This window comes from Candidatus Limnocylindrales bacterium (assembly GCA_035559535.1).
In the GTDB taxonomy this organism is placed as follows: Bacteria; Moduliflexota; Moduliflexia; order Moduliflexales; family JAUQPW01; genus JAUQPW01.
Map to the genome: position 1 here is coordinate 1 of DATMBG010000026.1, position 17,832 is coordinate 17,832.

General features: G+C 46.0%; 14 protein-coding genes. 11 read left to right on the forward strand and 3 right to left on the reverse strand.

Features of this window, described 5'->3' with window-relative positions:
• The first annotated feature begins 309 nt into the window (after nucleotides 1–309).
• From VNM22_08725 to VNM22_08760, 8 genes are all read left to right on the forward strand, one after another.
• A complete protein-coding gene (locus VNM22_08725; GenBank protein HWP47229.1) occupies nucleotides 310–1,923 on the forward strand; it encodes an ABC transporter substrate-binding protein in 1,614 nt (537 codons plus the stop codon).
• 64 nt (nucleotides 1,924–1,987) lie between these two features.
• A complete protein-coding gene (locus VNM22_08730) occupies nucleotides 1,988–2,227 on the forward strand; it encodes a hypothetical protein (protein ID HWP47230.1) in 240 nt (79 codons plus the stop codon).
• Between the two features lies 1 nt (nucleotide 2,228).
• On the forward strand, nucleotides 2,229–3,737 hold the full coding sequence (locus VNM22_08735) for an ABC transporter substrate-binding protein (GenBank protein ID HWP47231.1): 1,509 nt from the start codon (nucleotides 2,229–2,231) through the stop codon (nucleotides 3,735–3,737).
• 532 nt (nucleotides 3,738–4,269) lie between these two features.
• Nucleotides 4,270–4,881, forward strand: coding sequence for a hypothetical protein (locus VNM22_08740; protein ID HWP47232.1), 612 nt, complete (start codon nucleotides 4,270–4,272; stop codon nucleotides 4,879–4,881).
• A 638-nt stretch (nucleotides 4,882–5,519) separates the two neighbouring features.
• On the forward strand, nucleotides 5,520–6,485 hold the full coding sequence (locus tag VNM22_08745; GenBank protein ID HWP47233.1) for an ABC transporter permease: 966 nt from the start codon (nucleotides 5,520–5,522) through the stop codon (nucleotides 6,483–6,485).
• Nucleotides 6,486–6,490: 5 nt separating this feature from the next.
• On the forward strand, nucleotides 6,491–7,381 hold the full coding sequence (locus tag VNM22_08750; protein ID HWP47234.1) for an ABC transporter permease: 891 nt from the start codon (nucleotides 6,491–6,493) through the stop codon (nucleotides 7,379–7,381).
• Between the two features lie 104 nt (nucleotides 7,382–7,485).
• Nucleotides 7,486–7,911 carry a hypothetical protein gene (locus VNM22_08755; GenBank protein ID HWP47235.1) on the forward strand — a complete coding sequence of 142 codons (426 nt, stop codon included), beginning with the start codon at nucleotides 7,486–7,488 and terminating at the stop codon, nucleotides 7,909–7,911.
• Between the two features lie 8 nt (nucleotides 7,912–7,919).
• Nucleotides 7,920–10,976 carry an FG-GAP-like repeat-containing protein gene (locus tag VNM22_08760; protein HWP47236.1) on the forward strand — a complete coding sequence of 1,019 codons (3,057 nt, stop codon included), beginning with the start codon at nucleotides 7,920–7,922 and terminating at the stop codon, nucleotides 10,974–10,976.
• A gap of 67 nt (nucleotides 10,977–11,043) precedes the next feature.
• Here VNM22_08760 and VNM22_08765 read toward each other — a convergent pair whose 3' ends face one another.
• Entirely contained in the window at nucleotides 11,044–11,805 is a 762-nt protein-coding gene (locus VNM22_08765) for a fumarylacetoacetate hydrolase family protein (protein ID HWP47237.1), read from the reverse strand.
• Nucleotides 11,806–12,121: 316 nt separating this feature from the next.
• Here VNM22_08765 and VNM22_08770 point away from each other — a divergent pair, with 316 nt between their 5' ends.
• Nucleotides 12,122–13,474: a sigma-54 dependent transcriptional regulator gene (locus VNM22_08770; GenBank protein ID HWP47238.1), complete on the forward strand. Its 1,353-nt coding sequence runs from the start codon at nucleotides 12,122–12,124 to the stop codon at nucleotides 13,472–13,474.
• An 824-nt stretch (nucleotides 13,475–14,298) separates the two neighbouring features.
• Nucleotides 14,299–14,676 carry a tetratricopeptide repeat protein gene (locus tag VNM22_08775; GenBank protein ID HWP47239.1) on the forward strand — a complete coding sequence of 126 codons (378 nt, stop codon included), beginning with the start codon at nucleotides 14,299–14,301 and terminating at the stop codon, nucleotides 14,674–14,676.
• Here the strand turns inward: VNM22_08775 and VNM22_08780 are convergent.
• Together VNM22_08780 and VNM22_08785 are read right to left on the reverse strand one after the other, a co-directional pair.
• The gene (locus tag VNM22_08780; GenBank protein HWP47240.1) at nucleotides 14,657–15,604 is read right to left on the reverse strand and encodes an ABC transporter substrate-binding protein; all 948 of its coding nucleotides are present in this window, start codon (nucleotides 15,602–15,604) and stop codon (nucleotides 14,657–14,659) included. The two genes, VNM22_08775 and VNM22_08780, sit on opposite strands and share 20 nt — an antisense overlap.
• 4 nt (nucleotides 15,605–15,608) lie before the next feature.
• A complete protein-coding gene (locus VNM22_08785; protein HWP47241.1) occupies nucleotides 15,609–16,424 on the reverse strand; it encodes a PhnD/SsuA/transferrin family substrate-binding protein in 816 nt (271 codons plus the stop codon).
• Between the two features lie 493 nt (nucleotides 16,425–16,917).
• Between VNM22_08785 and VNM22_08790 the strand changes: the two genes are divergently transcribed.
• Entirely contained in the window at nucleotides 16,918–17,814 is an 897-nt protein-coding gene (locus VNM22_08790) for a selenium metabolism-associated LysR family transcriptional regulator (GenBank protein ID HWP47242.1), read from the forward strand.
• The last annotated feature ends 18 nt before the right edge of the window (nucleotides 17,815–17,832 follow it).

Genomic DNA, 17,832 nt, shown 5'->3' on the forward strand with positions numbered 1-17,832 from the left:
GGGAGGCCTCCCGCCCCTACACAGGATAGGGGGAACTGGGGGGCTAGGGGGGATGGGAGGTGAGGTGGGGAAGGGAAGCTTTTAGGGGTAGATTTTTTCTAATAGTAGGGGCGTACGGCCGTACGCCCTCCCATAGTCGGAAAAGGGAAGCTCAGGGATTGCCCGGGTCTCTACTCTTCCCTTCCCTGGGAGAAAAGGGGAGAAAGTTAAGAATAGGTATTCTGCCCTCCCCCCAACCTCCTCTCCCGAAGCCTCGGGAGAGGAGGTTCATGAGTATCCTTCGGAGTTCTTTGGGGATATACTAAAACCATGAGAAATTCCTCCAAGTTTTTATACCCACATGCGGTTCTGATGATTATCATCGGATTAGTCTTGCTCACCTTCACTTCCCGGGTCATAGCCCAAGAACCTAAGAGGGGGGGAACTTTAAAGCTAATTCCCCATGCCGATCTAAAAATTCTGGACCCGATCTGGACTACAGCCTATATCACCCGCAATCACGGTTATATGATTTACGATACCCTTTTTGCTTTAGACGAAAATTTGAAGGTACAGCCCCAGATGGTGGATACCTGGCAGGTAAGTCCGGATGGGCTCCAGTATACCTTCACGTTGCGGGAAGGTCTCAAGTTCCATGACGGCAGTCCTGTTACGTCCGATGACGTCATTGCTTCCCTCAAACGATGGGGTCAGCGGGATATTCTGGGTAAGCAATTGATGGATTATACAAGCCGGTTAGAGAAGGTGGATGATAAAACTTTTCGGTTGGAGCTCAAGGAGCCTTTCGGGTTGGTACTCGATGCTCTGGCCAAGCCAAGCAGTAATGTGCCTTTCATCATGCCGGCTCGAATTGCAGCCACTCCGCCTGATAAGCAGATCACAGAAGCCATCGGTTCAGGACCCTTCAAATTCGTGAAGGAGGAGTGGGAGCCTGGATATCGCGTTGTTTATGTCCGTAATCCAGATTATGTACCCCGTTCTGAACCGGCCAGTTATGGTGCCGGAGGTAAGCGGGTATATGTGGATCGAGTGGAGTGGTTATATATTCCCGATCCCGCAACGGCCAGTGCAGCTTTAGAAAGAGGAGAGGTAGATTATTGGGAACGGTTACCGGCAAGTCTTATTACCCAACTGGAAAAGAATTCCCATATTGCCATCTCAGTAACCGATCCGCTGGGTAGCCAGTATGTGCTTCGCCCTAACCATCTCCATCCGCCCTTTAACAACGTAAAAGCCCGTCAGGCTTTATTGTGGATGACCAATCAGGAAGCCTACATGCAGGCGGCTGTGGGTGATAAGAGGTTCTGGCGGACCTGTCTGGCATTTTTTATGTGTGGCAGTCCTTGGGAGACCGAGGTGGGATCGGAGCCGTTGAAACGGCAAGATCTGGAGAAAGCCAGTCAATTGATGCAAGAAGCAGGATATGATGGACGACCGGTTGTACTCATGGATCCAACGGATCGCCTGCAATTACATGCCATCATGCTGGTGGCCCAATACTTGTTGACCCAGATGGGAGTCAAGGTAGATCTCCAGGCCATGGATTGGAGTACCCTGGTAGCCCGCCGGGCCGAGAAAAAGCGACCCGAAGAGGGGGGCTGGAACTTACTTCCTACGGAGTTTATCGGAGCCGATACGTTTAATCCGGCTGTAAACCTGACCATAGACGGCAGTTGTGACAAGGCCTGGTTTGGCTGGTATTGCAGTGAAAAAATGGAGAAGTTGCGTGCCGAATGGGCTCGTACCCAAGATGAAGCTAAGCGGAAGCAATTGGTAGAAGAAATTCAAAAGCTGGCCTATGAAGAGGTTCCTTATATACCCGTGGGACAATCTGCTTACTTAATAGCCTATCGAGATTATGTAAAAGGAGTACCTAAATTTACAGCTCCGGTCTTGTGGAACGTATGGCTGGACAAGAAATAAGTGTGGGAGTGTGGGAGTGGAGGGGAGTGTGTAGGGGCGATCGGCCGATCGCCCGTACTGGAGTATGGGAGTGGGGAAGTGTGGGCGTGTAGGAGAGTATAATCCCATATTTTTCACCTCCACACTCTCATACTTTCATACTCCCATCCTTCCATCCTCCCATACTTCCACATCCCCACACTCCCATACTTTTTATGATGATGCAAGGTTCTCACAGGTTTTTGTACCGAATTCCGATCCGGCTGATCTTAACCGGATTATTCTTACTCAACTTCACCCCATGGGCCTTATCCGAAGAGCCTAAAATGGGTGGAACGCTGCGATTTATTGCCCATGCCGATTTAAAGATCCTGGACCCCATCTGGACAGGAGGATATATAACCCGTAACCATGGTTATATGATCTATGATACCCTCTTTGCTCTGGACGAGAATATGAAAGTACGGCCTCAGATGGTGGATACCTGGCAGGTAAGTCCGGATGGTTCGCAATATACTTTCACCCTCAGGGAGGGTCTCCGGTTTCATGATGGTACTCCGGTTACCTCGGAAGATGTCATTGCTTCTATCCGGCGTTGGGGTCAGCGGGATGCCTTGGGTAAGTTGTTGATGAAGGCTACGGCCCGTTTGGAAGCGGTGGATACCAGAACCTTCCGTTTAGAGTTAAAGGAACCTTTTGGACTGGTTTTGGAAGCTCTGGCCAAGCCGAGTAGCAATGTACCTTTTATTATGCCGGCTCGAATTGCAGCCACTCCGGCCGATGAACAGATCAAGGAACCTATCGGCTCGGGTCCTTTCAAGTTCGTAAAGGAAGAATGGGAACCCGGGCATCGGGTTGCTTATGTCCGTAACCCGGAGTATGTCCCTCGTCCTGAGCCGCCCAGTTATGGTGCCGGAGGTAAAAGGGTTTATTTAGATCGTGTGGAGTGGCTTTATATTCCCGACCCGGCTACAGCCAGTGCGGCACTGGGAGCAGGGGAAGTAGATTTTTGGGAATTTCCCCCCTACGATTTTATTACCCAGTTAGAAAAAAACCCAAATATTACCGTCTTTGTTTACGATCCCCTGGGCTGGCAGGAACAATTGCGGATTAACCATCTCCATCCTCCCTTCAACAACAAGAAAGCTCGTCAGGCCCTGATGTGGATGGTTCATCAAGAGACCTATCTTCGGGTGGCTATCGGGGAGAAGAGGTTTTGGCGAACGTGTTTAGCGTTTTTCACATGTGGTAGTCCCTGGGAAACCCAGGCAGGTGCAGAGCCTCTCCTGCGGCAGGATCTGGAGAAGGCAAAACAGTTAATGAAGGAGGCCGGTTATGATGGACGGCCTGTTGTTTTAATGGATCCTACGGATATTCCCGTTTTACATGCACCTACCCTGCTAACTCAGCAATTACTGACCCAGATTGGGGTCAAAGTGGATTTGCAGGCTATGGATTGGAGCACGCTCCTGTCCCGCCGGGCTGAGAAAAAGCCCCCTGAGGAAGGAGGATGGAACCTCTATCATATAAGATCCCTGTCTGCCGATGAGTTTAACCCGGCAGGTGATCTGACCATTGTTGGTGATTGTAACAGTGTGGTTCCCGGCTGGTATTGTAGTCCCCACATGGAGGAATTGCGAATAGAATTAGCCCGTACTCGAGATCCTATCCGGCAAAAGGAATTAGTAGAAGAGATCCAAAAGCTGGCCTATGACGAAGTCCCCAAAGTACCGTTGGGGCAGTCCCTGGGTTTAGTCGCTTATCGTAAGAACGTGAAAGGGGTGATCCCCTTTGCGGCCCCCGTTCTGTGGAACGTGTGGTTAGATAAAAAATAAGAGAGCCCTGTAAGTGGACGTCTCTGAGCCTTGGTAATATTGGTTGCGTCCCAATTACCTGTGCCTCTTCAACAACAAGAAAGCTCGTCAGGCCCTGCCAGTGATGTATTTAACCCGGCCGTAAACGATGGCACAGTTGGGGATGGTGACGAGGACTGGTATGGTTGGTACTGTTGTAGCATGGGATAACACCCTGCACACCGACTAACTGTTTAATCAGAGTGATCAGTACTTTTAGTTATATCAAAACCTTAGGAGATTTCTACAATTTCATTGACATCTTTCGTAGAGAAAGTAAAGTATTTGACACGTATTTGCTAAAGGTGTTTTATGATCGAAAAAGAGAGCAGATTCTTTAGAACTTCCTGTGGAACTCTGATTTTCCTCCAAAGCGAAATTAAAATTTTAAGTGAACGTAAGAGGAAGAAATTCAAGCTTCCTGCTATGGGGTTACCTGGACTCTCGCTAGGGAGATAGGGTAGAAAAGTCTATGGTTACAAGTAAGAATATAAATCTAAAAAGGAATAGGAAAATGTCCAAACCCGTTAAGAGTGTTACCTTATTTAGAAATCCGGCAGATAAGGAGGTTTGGAGTAGAACCTCTCGGATCTGGCAAAGATTTATAGTGTCAGGCTTTGGACTGGTTATCCTTTTCTCATCGTGGTGTGTTCAGGCTCAAGAAAACATAAAGTCGAAAGATGTTGGATTCGTTTTAGACATAGATGGAAAATGGTTTTTAGATGGAAAACTTCCCCAGAGAATCCTTAGAGGACAATCTCTTCCGGCCAAAGGGACGATCCGGATCCAATTGCCTAAAGCCAAATCTAATAAGATCGAAATCATCCTTCTGAATGGGGAAAGAATTAGCCGTCGTTGCAACAAACCAGAAGCCTGTAACCAACCTATTTTGCTCCCTGAAGTTATTAAAAGTAAGTCATCTCCAGTAGATCGGGTTGTAGTAGCAGTTAAGGAAGTTTTTACCAGCTATCCCGAAAAGTTTGTAGCAACTTTCAGTTTTTTTCAAGGAGCTATAGAGCTGACAGAGCAATGGGGCAGAGATGGCTTGGAACCTGATCTGATTCGCAGTTTTTTACATGCCTGCCTTGCATCCCTGGCTGAACCCCAATCCCCTGCTAGAAAATAAGAAAGAGGTAGGAGTTGAAAGAATATTAAAGATTTCAACAGGAAGAAGCAGGGAGACTTTCACATAAAGCTTTCTAGGGTTTGGGAAGGTTATCAGGGAATAGAGGTAGAAAGTTAAGACAAAATTTGTCAAAAGGTGATTAAGCGGTTTTCCGATCATTGCCTCCGGTAACCTTTCTCGCCCTTCCTTGAGTTTGTCAACCCAGACAGTAACCTTATATTCTTCCTGAGCTTTCTGTAAGATCGTCTTGGCTGTCTTAGAAATCGTAAGATTCCTATAGGCCTTAGTCTCTCCATAGTGTGCGAAGAAGATTTTTCCTTTAAGGGATTGATCGAAGATAAAGGAATACTTGACAAATTCAGGCAAAAGGGTACAATAAATTCAGACTTTTGGAGGTGGCCCGGTTTGTTCCGGATCAAGACAGGCGAAAGGTTGATCCTTCAGCTCCTGAACCCTTGTCTACCACAGGATCTGTCTGTAGGGTAAAAGAAACTATCCTAGACCTTATGGGTCCCCTACAGGATAAGTTGTTCTAGGGGAGTACAAACCCCAGAAAAAGGGTTCTTAAAAACGTGGTTAGCTGTTCAATCAGTTGCCTGGAGATGTCTTGAATCTGTATCCTTAGACAGGAGACAGGGGTGCAGGTTCAATGGCTTTACCCCATGCAGAGTTATATTATCAAGAGAATACTGGGTGCCATTCCTGTGATGTTTGTAGTGGTTGTTTTCGTTTTTAGTTTATTGCGCCTGGCGCCAGGTGATCCGGCCGTGGTGGTGGCGGGAGATTACGCCAAACCTGAAGATATCATACGCATCCGACAAAAGCTGGGATTGGATAAGCCGATACACGAACAGTTTGTAATATGGATGGGTCAAATCCTTCGAGGTGACCTGGGGACTTCCATTTTCACAGGGCTGCCAGTGGCCCAACTCATTAAACAAAGATTGGAACCGACCCTCAGCCTTTGTATCTTTACCTTAATTATCAGTACCGGTCTGGCTATTCCACTGGGAATTTTGGCGGCATGGAAGGCAGGGACATGGATTGATCGGGGAACTATGGTCTTTTCGGTCCTCGGCTTTTCCCTACCGGTCTTCTGGCTGGGCTTTCTACTCATGTATTTTTTTTCTATCCAGCTTTCCATCCTCCCCGTCCAGGGTTATGCTCGGCTCAGCGAAGGGTTTATTCCGTTTATTAAACATCTGATACTTCCCTCCCTGGCATTGGGTATGATTTATACCGCTTTACTGGCCCGTATGACCCGCGCGAGTATGTTAGAGGTTCTCAAGGAGGATTATATTCGTACAGCTTTTGCGAAGGGGGTAAAACCCGGCCTGGTACTCATGCGACATGCCTTCAAAAATGCCTCACTACCTGTAGCAACTATTATCGGTACAGGCTTTGCGCTGCTTCTCGGTGGAGCGGTAGTAACCGAAAGTGTCTTCGCTATTCCGGGCCTGGGAAGATTGACCGTCGATGCCATTTTGCATCGCGATTACCCGGTTATTCAGGGTGTGATACTCTTTACTTCGAGTATCTATGTTTTCATCAACCTCCTGGTAGATCTCTCCTATGTCTTTTTAGATCCTCGAATTCGATATTAAGCGACATGAAAACAACGGTACCTGTTAAAATAATCGCCCCCTGGAAATACGTAGATAACCAAATCCATGGGATACCTCGATTCTTGAAACGCCATCCAACTATGTGCCTGGGAATCTTCCTGCTGGCCGTGATGAGCCTGATAGCCCTGGGGGCTCCGTTATGGTCACAGTTAGATCCGTTGGCCATTAATCCCATTGACCGACTTCAAGGACCTTCTGTTAAGCATTGGTTTGGAACAGACCATCTGGGACGGGATATTTATGCACGAACGATTTATGGTAGCCGCATCTCCCTGATAGTAGGACTTTGTGTGGCAACATTGAGTATGATCATCGGCTTAACCATTGGGTTAATCAGCGGATATGACCGACGTCTGGATATGGTGATCATGCGGATCATGGATGGATTGATGGCTATCCCGGCTATTTTACTGGCAATTGCTTTGATGGCTTTAATGCGGGCCAGTGTACAAAACGTTATCATCGCTTTAGTCATTCCCGAAGTTCCTCGCGTGGTTCGTGTCGTACGGGCTGCAGTATTAAGCTTACGAGAACAACCCTTTGTGGAAGCTACACGAGCTGCCGGGGCCTGGATCCCCAGGATCCTCTTTCGTCACATCTTGCCCAACACCCTGGCTCCTTTAATTGTACAAGGTACGTATATCTGTGCCTCCGCCATTATTATTGAGGCTTACCTCAGCTTTCTGGGAGCCGGTACACCTCCTCAAATTCCCAGTTGGGGAAATATGATGGCCGAAGGACGTCCTTACGTGCAAATCGCTTTTTGGATTATCCTCTTCCCAGGACTCTTCCTGGCTCTGACAGTCCTTGCTATTAATCTGGTAGGCGATGGCTTAAGAGATACGCTAGATCCTAAGCTTGCACGTCGGATGTAAAAATCCACCGGGATGAACACGTGGAGATACAGAACCACAGGGATAAAAAAATCTCCGTGCCCTTGCATCTCACTTATAAGGTGGTGTTAGTAGTTAAAGCTATAATGAGGGTTGTTGATAAAATTCTCTTCCTGCTCCTTCTGATAAATCTTCTGCTTTTTCCGGTACCCCCCTTAGCCCAGGATGAACCTTTCAAAGGTCTCAAGGTTCTTACCGATGAACTGGAAATCACCCCGCCGATGATAGGTGCCATCCGCGTAGATGGGATAACACCACCCCTTTACCTCTATACGGATAAGAATGCGGAAAATTTTGGGATTCGACGTATTAACTTTCCAAATGGCGGTTTTATGAATCAGTTGATTGCACTTGAAGTCACCGTTATAGTTAAAAACGGGGGCTCTACCATTCCCGTCAGTATTCTGGATCGCGATGTGAAAGGATTTACCACTCAGATTTTTGCCGTTCCCATCGTGAACCTCAACAATAATACCCGGCTGATTCTTAAATATTGGGCAGCCGGCTATTAAGTCCGGGTATGGGAGTGTGGGAGTGGGGAAGTGGGGAAGTATGGAAGTATAGGAGTGGGGGAGTGGGGAAGTGGGGGAGTGGGGAAGTGGGGGGGAGAATAAGTACTTATACCCCCATACCCCCATACTCCCATACTTCCATACCCCCCTACTTCCACCCTTTCATACCCCCATACTCCCACACTCCCATACTCCCTTACTTCCCCACTCCCACACCTTTATTCATGGCTTTTATCTTTTGCCTTTTGCTCTTTACCTTCTGCCTTCCTATCCAGGCTGCTCCTGCCAAGATTATAGCGGAACCTGATTGGAAGTACAAAACAGAAGGGTTTGTAGTAACCGTTTTCCCCTTCGACCTGGATGGGGATGGAAAAAAAGAGATCATCGCCGGTTCCGATACCCTTTATGTTCTCGACTATTCGGGTAATCTAAGTTGGAAATGTGAAGAAGCTTGCAGGCAGGTTAAATACTTCCGAAGTCTGTATATAGCAGATTTGGATGGCGATGGACACGGAGAGATTTTGGCAGGTTCTGCAGGAGCAGGTCCCGATACACCTTCTTTTTTTGTTTTTGATTTCCGGGGACGGGTTTTATGGAAAACCAGGGTCCAGGGTGAGGTAACTACCCTGTATGCCATGGATTTAAATCAAGATGGAAAAGCAGAGATCCTGGCAGGTTCCACCGACGGAACGATCTATGTCTGGGATTATCAGGGGAACCTGAGATGGAAGTATAAAATGGAAGGATCCGCCGTAACCCTGACCGCTTTTGATTTGGGTAAAAAAGGGCAATCAGCGATCCTGGCAGGATCAGAGGATGGATCGGTTTATTTGTTCGGAAATAATGGGGAACTTTGGGATCGCTTTCCGGCAAAAGGCTCTATTTTGAGTCTGTATGTGGTGGATAGGAAGACAGGGGAAGGACTCAGACCCGGCTCTACCCTTGTACTCGCTGGATCGCTGGATACTACCCTTTATGCCCTTGAACCTGAAGAAAACCAGGGGACCCTCTCTTTAAAACTGAAATGGAAATTTGAGACTTCAGGAAGTGTTAATGTGACCTATGCCTTTGATCTGGAGGGGGATGGATCTAAGGAAATCCTGATCGGATCCGGCGATCATAGGGTTTATGTTTTGGATGAACAGGGACAGCTTAAATGGACTTTCACCACAGGAGGAGAAATCACAAGCCTTCGTGCCTTTGATCTGGATAGGGATGGTAAAGGAGAAGTTATCGTGGGATCCAACGATCAGCAGGCTTATATCCTGAACTACCTGGGAGATCCTAAGTGGAAGTATGAAACTTCAAACTTTATCTCCAGCGTTTCTGGAGCGGACATTGACGGAGATGGTAAGGGAGAGATCGTGATAGGATCGGATAATATCTATGTCTTCGGTTATCCCTCCCCTCTGGTGACCTACGGTCCCGTCTGGAACTACGAAACCAAAGAACTCCCTTCGGTAATCTCTCCCGTTGATTTGGATGGGGACGGAAACCTGGAAATTCTCATAGGAACCCTGGGGGGTGAACTACATGTATTGGATAATCAGGGCAGTTTCAGGGGCTACTATTCTAACCTGGCTTCACAGGAATCCGATGAACAGGGAAAATCTTCTCAAATTCTGAGGACCCCTTATCAGTTTACGCCCCAGGGAGGACTCAGGTATCCCTTTCAGACCGAAGAAAGCATTACGGCCCTTTCGGTTTATGACCTGGATCGGGATGGAAAGGATGAAATCATCGTAGGATTAAAAAACGGGGAGGTAATACTTATTCAAAATGAGGCCGAAGCCTGGAGATATCGGGCACCCGGGTCTGTATCCGCTATTTTAGTGACCGAACTGGGTAAGGAGAGAACACCCGAAATTTTAGTAGGCTCTGAAGATGGAACCCTCCAGGCCCTGGACTTTCAAGGGACTCGAAAATGGAATTATCATACAGGTGGAAAAATAAATATCCTCCTGGCTGAAGATCTGGATGAGGACGATGAAAAAGAAATTCTTATCGGAGGGGATGATAATATCTTGTATGTACTGGATGTAGAGGAAAATACCCTCCAACAGGGAAAACTTCAGTGGTACTATGAAACCGGTGGGAGCATTTTTGATATAAGCGCCGGAGATTTAGATGCAGATGGTGAAATCGAGATAATCCTGGCCTGTCGAGACGGAACCCTTCATATTCTCAACCATCAGGGTCAACCCAAGAGAGTTCAAAAAATCCCCAATCTTAATACTTTTTATCCGGAGGATTTGGAGGGAAATGAAACCATTGAGATTATCACTGGTTCGGAGGATGGAACCCTGGCCGTTTTTGATACCCAGCTCAACCTTAAATGGAGTCAAAAACTGGAAAAAGGGATAACCGGTCTTATGGCAACCAATTTATACGGTGATCAGAGGGGGGCGATCCTGGTCGGGTGTCGAGATAAGAATTTTTATATTTTTGACTCTCAAGGGAAGTTAATCTGGAAATATAGAACCCCGGGGGTTATTCAGAGTTTACAGGCCCTGGATGTAGACCAAGATGAAAATGTAGAAGTCATTCTGAGCTTCGAGGGAACTTCCAACGTGCTGGCCCTGAGTCGTGTTTATAACTCACCTCCCTTCATTCGGGAAGCCAGAGTGGAAGCCTTAGGAAAGGATGAATATCGTTATACCCTTCGGATGGGGGATGTAAATGGAGGCTATAACCAGGTAGGGCTTGAAGTCTACAGCCCTTCTCGAAATCTTTGGAGGTTGATAGGAGAACCCAAACTGGCCGAGTCTGGAGATAAACTTACCTGGCAACTTTCGGGTCTTTTTACTTTTTGGGATCGGGGATTACCCCATCGATATCGCTTCTTCTATAACGATCAGGGGTTGACCGGTACCTGGGGAGAATTCCGGGGGCCCGATATCCCCGGTATTCCCTGGTATATGTACGGGGTGATCCTTTTCCTATCCCTCGTTGTTTTATCCTTCTTAATCTGGAGCTGCCTTTATAAGTTTAGATCCTTCAAGGATCGGTCGCAAAAAGTAGAAGGCCGAAGGCAGAAGGATCGAAGATCCGGGATCGGAGATTAAGAATAATAGAAATGCGCGTTTATCTTCGAGTCCCCTTCTACTTTCAACCTTCTGCTTTACCTATGACTTACTCTTCCAGCTTGACCCGGTTGATCAAACTTCCGATCTTTTCAATTCTTACCTCAATCGTATCCCCCGGATGCATGGGGCCAACCCCGGCAGGAGTTCCCGTTGAGATGATATCTCCAGGTAAGAGTGTCATAGCCCGGGTAATGAAACTGATCAACTGGGGAACGTTAAAAACCAGCTTGGAAGTCCGGGAAGATTGCTTGACCACCCCATTCTGAATCAACTCTATTTTTAAATCTGAGGGGTCTATATCCGTTACAATGTAAGGACCACAGGGAGCAAAGGTATCAAAGGATTTTGCACGTGCAAACTGCCCATCACTCCTCTGAATATCTCGTTCCGAAACATCGTTGCAACATATATATCCTAACACGTAATCCAGGGCTTCCGACTCTTTAACATAACGGGCCTTTTTACCTATGACTACCCCCAACTCTGCTTCATAATCGGTGCGTCGGGAGTCCCTGGGAATAATAATATCCTGCCCGGGACCAATAATAGCACTGGGAGCCTTAAAAAAGATAAGAGGAACTTTGGGCAAAGGCATTTTGGTCTCTTCCGCATGGTCCACATAGTTAAGACCAATGGCCACCAGTTTGCTGGGAATGATGGGGGCTAAGATCTCGACATCATTCAGGTTATAGGTAGTTTGAGTTACGGTATACTCTCCGAAAATATCTCCCGAGATCTCCCGCACTTTGTCGTCTTCAACCACACCATAGGCTATTTTTCCATTTCGGCTAAATCTGGCAATTTTCACGTTGTTTCCTCCTGTTGTTTAACAAAGTTTAATATCAAAAATCATCTTCTTAAGATCGGTTTTAAACAAATTCTAGGGGAATTAATAAGTGAGAAGTCTGAGATTGTCAAGGGGAAACTTTGAGGATTCTATCGGCATGGGGATAAGCTTCTGCCGTTCCCATAACCTCTAGAGCAGTTTATCAGGCAGCCAAATCGTCGTCTAAATTATTTAGGGTGTCGGAGAATAGAGACTATTTCGCCAGGGTACAAAGAATACAAAAGAGTTTAAGATATTTTCCTTGCAAGTCTTATAGATTTAGGGTGAACTTTAAGCCATGTACTCGATTTTGATTGTAGACGATAATGATGCAGTCCGTTTTATGCTGTCGGACTTCCTTTCTCAGGAAGGTTACCAGATTTTTGTCGCTCAAAATGGCTTTGAAGCCCTCCGGTGGGTAAAAGATCAACCTATAGATCTTGTACTGTTGGATATTGATATGCCCGGCTTGAATGGATTGCAGGTTCTGGAAAAAATCAAAGAGCTGGATAGTGATTGTCTGGTTATCATGTTGACGGCTCTTCAGGAAATCAAGTTCGCTGTACAGGCCATGAAACTGGGGGCTTATGATTACTTATCCAAGCCGGTTAATCTTGAGGAAATTAAGCTGATTATCGAGAAAGGGTTGCAACATAGTCAGCTCCAGAGAAAAGCCTTCAATTTAGAACAAAAAATTCAAGAAGTCTGGAGTCCGGCGGGATTAATCGGAACCAGCCCAGGCATCACCAAGATTTATCAATTGATCGATAAAGTGGCACGAACTGACACCACCGTGCTTATTCAGGGAGAGAGTGGAACCGGTAAGGAGTTGGTCGCGTATACCCTTCATCAACACAGTTCCCGAAGGGATAAATCCTTTGTAACTGTAGATTGTGGGGCCATCCCAGGGGACTTGATGGAGAGTGAGTTATTCGGGCATGAAAAAGGGGCTTTTACGGGGGCTTCACAAAGAAAAATAGGAAAGTTCGAGCTGGCCCGGGGAGGAACCCTCTTCTTAGATGAAATCGGAAACCTCCCCCTTTCCGGGCAGGCTAAACTCCTCAGAGCACTCGAACAAAAACAGATTACCCGGGTGGGCGGAACTTCAATAATTCCTACGAATGTAAGAATCATTGCGGCTACCAATCTGGTATTACGCCAGGCAGTCCGGGAAGGGAAATTCCGAGAGGATCTCTTTTATCGATTGAACGTCTTTACCTTAGAACTCCCACCTTTGCGAGAGAGAAAAGAAGATATTCCCTTGTTGGCAGAGAATTTTCTCAATCGGTTTGCTCAGCAGCAAAAGAAGAACATCCACGGGATTTCCCCAAAGGCCATGGAGATCCTCCTGGGTTATTCCTGGCCCGGGAATGTTCGAGAACTTCGGAATGTTCTGGAAAGGGCTGTTATTCTGGCCGAAGACCAGATAACCCCCGAGCACCTGCCGGATCTCACTTTATTTTCTCCCACACCTTTTTCCTCTCTGTCTTTCTCTGAAGCCAAGGAAAAACTCCTCTCAGACCTTGAGAAGAAATATATCCTGGAAGCCCTCGCCAAAAACAAAGGAAATAAAGCAAAAGCCGCCCGGGCCCTCCAAATTAATTATAAAACTCTCTACGATAAACTGAAAAAATACGGAATCGACGCCTGAAGGTTTCTATACTCCACTTTGGAGTTTTGAAACCCTAACTTCTTCCCCAGAGAAATTTATCCTTTCCTGACCCCTTAACCTCTTCTGATCCCCTGCCCTTACAAAGACCTGCTGTGGATTCTAGCTGCTGATGTTCAATTTGAGTGATAAAAGTTTTAGCGAAAATGAAGGTGCTTATAAGTAAAAAGAGAGAAGGTTGCAACTTCTCCCTTTCCTGACTTCAAGAAGGAACCCTTTAGTATCTGGACCTTGAGAGCTCGTTTTTTATAGACTACCTCAGCCCAGGTGGTAATCCAATCGGGCCATTAGGATGGTTGTAGCCAATAATTTCGATGGGAATAAAAAAGCAGATCTTGCCGTATGGAGGCCCGATCCCGATAAAGCAGGCTGGTATCTTCTACTTTCAACCGGTAGGGTAAAAGTACAACCCGCCGGGCATATGGAAAACTCTGACCTTATCCAATTTTAGAAGTTGATGAAATAGGGCTGGCATGGCAAGATAAGTTGGGTAGTGAAAGCAGCCCTATGAGGCCAAAATTAAGTAAACAGTGTAGTAGTCCCCTGTAAAGTTAGTTTTAATATACCTTAAAAACCCCGTTAGGAGAGATCTGTTTATAGCAAAACAGCTCCCCAGCCTTATGAGAGGAAACTCCACCAGGAGTGACCGGTTCGGAACAGATCTAACCCAGATCGCTCCTGGAGGCGTCAAACGAGACGTTTGACCTGCTACGAACATCGTTTTTGATGTCTTTTAAGGATTTATCCAGATTAACTTTACAAGGTAGTAGTTACCGGCCGATACATTACCGGAACCGGAATTGATCATGGAAAAAGTTATAAAGCATCAGCCGGTAACTATACTTCCAAGCCTTAACCCAGGGAAAGAAAAAATGAAAGATCCAGATATTTCAGCCACCTGCTTACAGCAGATGATTAAAGATTATGAAGAAGCACTGGAGGTTTATACCATGGATCACTTTCCTGTTCAGTATGCGACCCTACAGCACAATCTTGGAAATGCCTATCGTAAGCTTGCAGAGATAGAGAATAGAAATGAAAATTTAAAGAGGGCCCTCGAAGCTTACGAGGAAGCACTTAAAGTATTTACAAAGGAAAAATTTCCAACAGTACATGACCTTGTGAAAGCCATCCAACTGCAGGCTGAGCAAGAGGTCAGAATATCTACTCAAACGTCCGATTAACCAGTTGCAGGATCGAGTCGGAGAGGGATAATCCAAGCTTTTTGGCCGTTGCTTTATTAAGTACGATGACCGTTCCAATGGGTTCGGTTACCTGAATATCCCATGGTTTCTGTTTATCTTTTAAAATTTGAAGGGTTATGGAGGCAGCCTGAGAACCGATGGTTTCATAATCTGGAGATACCGATAAAAGCGCTCCGGCCTTAACAAAATTTTCTGAATACCCCAGAAAGGGAATTTTTTGTTGCAGGGTCTGCTTCTGTAAAAATTCAAAGTTATCCTGGGTAATCACAATGGGATCTGCCACCATCCACAGCGCATCAATTTGATTTTTAATCCCATCCCAGGCTTTCTTTACCGCCTTTTCCGAAGTAACTTGAACTTCTACCAGCTTTATTCCCAAACCTGAAGAAATTTCTCTGGCCCGCCTGATAAGCTCCTGGGAGGCCTCTGGACTGTAAATCACACCAATTCGGGAGATCTGAGGGGCAATTAATTTTAAATGGGTAAACTGGGATTCTGGAGGAACATCCAGGGAAATCCCGGTGATATTTTTGTTTTTTGACAAATCCAATTTTTTCCAATTCAAAACCATGGAGAAGATAATCGGAACATCGGGAAATCCTTCCTTAGCCAGGAAGGTTGCTTTATCTCCAATGGCAAAAATAAGCCGGGGCTTATCGTGTTTTATCTTTTCGATTAACTTCCGCCCTTTGTTCAAATCTCCTTCTATATCGAATTCCCGGACAGGATAGGAAAGGGCCTTTTTGAAGGCTTCTGCCGGAAGGTTATATTGGGGGATCTTCTGATTAGTCTTTAGGATTACAATCTCTTCACCGGCTTCTACAAGACAGATTAACCCAAGCTCGACTAAACCTGACGTAGTCATCATAAGAATAAGAAACAAAAAAAGATGAATAGAGAACTTCATGGTTTTATTCTAAATGCCCCAGAATTTCCTCATCCGGCACAATCCAGCGATCGTAGTTCAACAAGTTTAAAACCTCTTTTCCATCAGGACTTTCAGACATTTTTAAAAAGATCGATTTGATTTTTTCGATTTCCTCAGCCGAGGCATAATCCTTCAGAACCACCAGTAGGGGATGAAGAATTTCCGGGGAAGTATAGATAATCTTGATTTTTGCTACAGCCGGGTTAACTGCTTTTAGAATATCGATGTTATGGGGGACAACCATCGCCAGGTTTACTCGTTTGTAACTTACGGCTAATAAAGCATCCAGGTCTTTGGGTACGGTAATGATTTTCATACTCGATATATCCACAGGATTATTTTTGAAAAAGTTATCGGCTAAGAGCTCCGGCGTATTATCTCCCAGTGGGGTGGTAGCCAGTGTTTTTCCACTCAGTTCTTTGAGATCCTGAATATCCTCCAGGGTCACCAGAACTTTTTTATAGCCTTTTTGGCCGTTCTTTATAGGAATTAAAAGGGGAGTCAGAGGGTATTTTTGAGCCAGTATGGGATAATACCAGCTTGAGATGATAAGGAAAGAGGGCTTCCTGGCTTCAATTTGCTGCATCATCACCTCAAATTTTATAAAGGGTTGGAAATCCATAGAGAGGTTCGTCTTTTTCAAATAATTCCCCACTCTGGCTTTGAGGACACTGACGTCTTTTAGATTAGCATCGGGATTGTAGAAGAAAATACTGGCTCCGTTGTCAGCCCCTAAAGCCGGGGTAGATCCTAAGAGTAAAAAATTTATTAAAAGGCAGCAGGCTATCTGGAGGAACATAAAGACAGGGTCTCAACTCCTAAGGATAAGATATTCTCTTCAGGAGAGAAGATCAAATCTTTTCTCATGGGGCTCAATAGGCCATGATTCGGTCTCCTCGAAGATTGCCGATGTCTCCACTCTCCCCTCCCCTGTGAAGGAAGGGGAGAGGGAGGAGTCAGGTACAAAAAAGATACCCTGGAAAGTCTCTCCAGATGGGATTTAGAAGGTTATCCGCCCATGTACGGCGGGAATTCCCCCGCATGCAGGGGAAGGGGAGGATATAGAGGAAAAGGGGGCTTCCTTCGGAGCTTGAAGAAAATTCTGAATGACTGAATCCCCCGACTTCCATTGGGGGCTATAGACAGTTCGCCGCTGACAGGGCTTTTTACCCTTATCCCGGCACTATGGGGAAACAGGGAGGTATGCCTGCTAAACTGCTACAGATCCAGTACGGAGGTTTTTCTTGACAGGAAAAGTCTGAATCATGTATCCTTAGGTAACAGGAGGAAATATGGAGTTTAGGCAACTGGAAGTTTTTTGTAAGGTCGCAGAGTTAAAGAGTTTTACAAAAGCTGCCGAAGCAATTTATCTTACCCAACCCACCGTGAGCAGTCATATTCAGTATCTGGAGAACTTATGGGATGTAAAGCTTTTTGACCGGACGGCCAGGATGGCCAAATTAACTAAAGCGGGTGAATTACTCTTTCAATATGCTAAAGAGATTCTGCGTTTGAGGCAGGAAATGCAAAATGCTATGGAGGAATTCTCTGGAACTATCCGGGGGAATCTGGAAGTCGGTGGGAGCAGCATTCCCGGTAATTATATTTTGCCCAGATTAATCGGCCTCTTTAAGGAAGCGTATCCTCAGGCTCAGATTAGCTTACAAGTTTCAGATACCAAAGGTATTGTTAAAGCCTTACTGGAAGATGAAATTGAGTTAGGGGTGGTTGGTGCCCATCTTCCGGATCCTCGTTTAAGGTACGAGGTGTTTGCCAGGGAGGAGTTGGTTTTAATCGTGCCTCCAGACCATAAATGGGCCAACCGGCAGTATGTTGAGCTTGCAGATTTAATCCAGGAACCTCTTATTTTCCGTGAAAAGGGCTCCGGCACCCGAATGATTACCGAACAGGGCTTTGCAGACAAAAATATTTCTCTTAAAAATCTCCAGATTATAGCCGAAATGGGAAGTACAGAGGCTATTAAGCAGGCCGTTGTAGCAGGGATAGGGGTTTCTATCTTATCTTATCAGGCTGTTCTCCACGAGGTAAAATGTCGTTCTCTGGTGGCCCTGACCGTTCAGGATATGAGTCTTTTCCGGGAATTTTACATTGTTTACCCCCAGGTCAGAACCCTCTCCCCACTGGCTAAAGCTTTTATTCAATTCCTTTTAAGACACAAAATGTCTTGAAAATGGGATAAAGGATGG

What these genes read in the sequence shown, in the direction of transcription:
- VNM22_08725 (HWP47229.1), top strand. Translation starts at nt 310, where the DNA reads ATGAGAAATTCCTCCAAGTTTTTATACCCACATGCGGTTCTGATGATT.
- VNM22_08730 (HWP47230.1), top strand. Translation starts at nt 1,988, where the DNA reads ATGGGAGTGGGGAAGTGTGGGCGTGTAGGAGAGTATAATCCCATATTT.
- VNM22_08735 (HWP47231.1), top strand. Translation starts at nt 2,229, where the DNA reads ATGGGTGGAACGCTGCGATTTATTGCCCATGCCGATTTAAAGATCCTG.
- VNM22_08740 (HWP47232.1), top strand. Translation starts at nt 4,270, where the DNA reads ATGTCCAAACCCGTTAAGAGTGTTACCTTATTTAGAAATCCGGCAGAT.
- VNM22_08750 (HWP47234.1), top strand. Translation starts at nt 6,491, where the DNA reads ATGAAAACAACGGTACCTGTTAAAATAATCGCCCCCTGGAAATACGTA.
- VNM22_08755 (HWP47235.1), top strand. Translation starts at nt 7,486, where the DNA reads ATGAGGGTTGTTGATAAAATTCTCTTCCTGCTCCTTCTGATAAATCTT.
- VNM22_08760 (HWP47236.1), top strand. Translation starts at nt 7,920, where the DNA reads ATGGGAGTGTGGGAGTGGGGAAGTGGGGAAGTATGGAAGTATAGGAGT.
- VNM22_08770 (HWP47238.1), top strand. Translation starts at nt 12,122, where the DNA reads ATGTACTCGATTTTGATTGTAGACGATAATGATGCAGTCCGTTTTATG.
- VNM22_08775 (HWP47239.1), top strand. Translation starts at nt 14,299, where the DNA reads ATGGAAAAAGTTATAAAGCATCAGCCGGTAACTATACTTCCAAGCCTT.
- VNM22_08780 (HWP47240.1), bottom strand. Translation starts at nt 15,604, where the DNA reads ATGAAGTTCTCTATTCATCTTTTTTTGTTTCTTATTCTTATGATGACT.
- VNM22_08785 (HWP47241.1), bottom strand. Translation starts at nt 16,424, where the DNA reads ATGTTCCTCCAGATAGCCTGCTGCCTTTTAATAAATTTTTTACTCTTA.
- VNM22_08790 (HWP47242.1), top strand. Translation starts at nt 16,918, where the DNA reads ATGGAGTTTAGGCAACTGGAAGTTTTTTGTAAGGTCGCAGAGTTAAAG.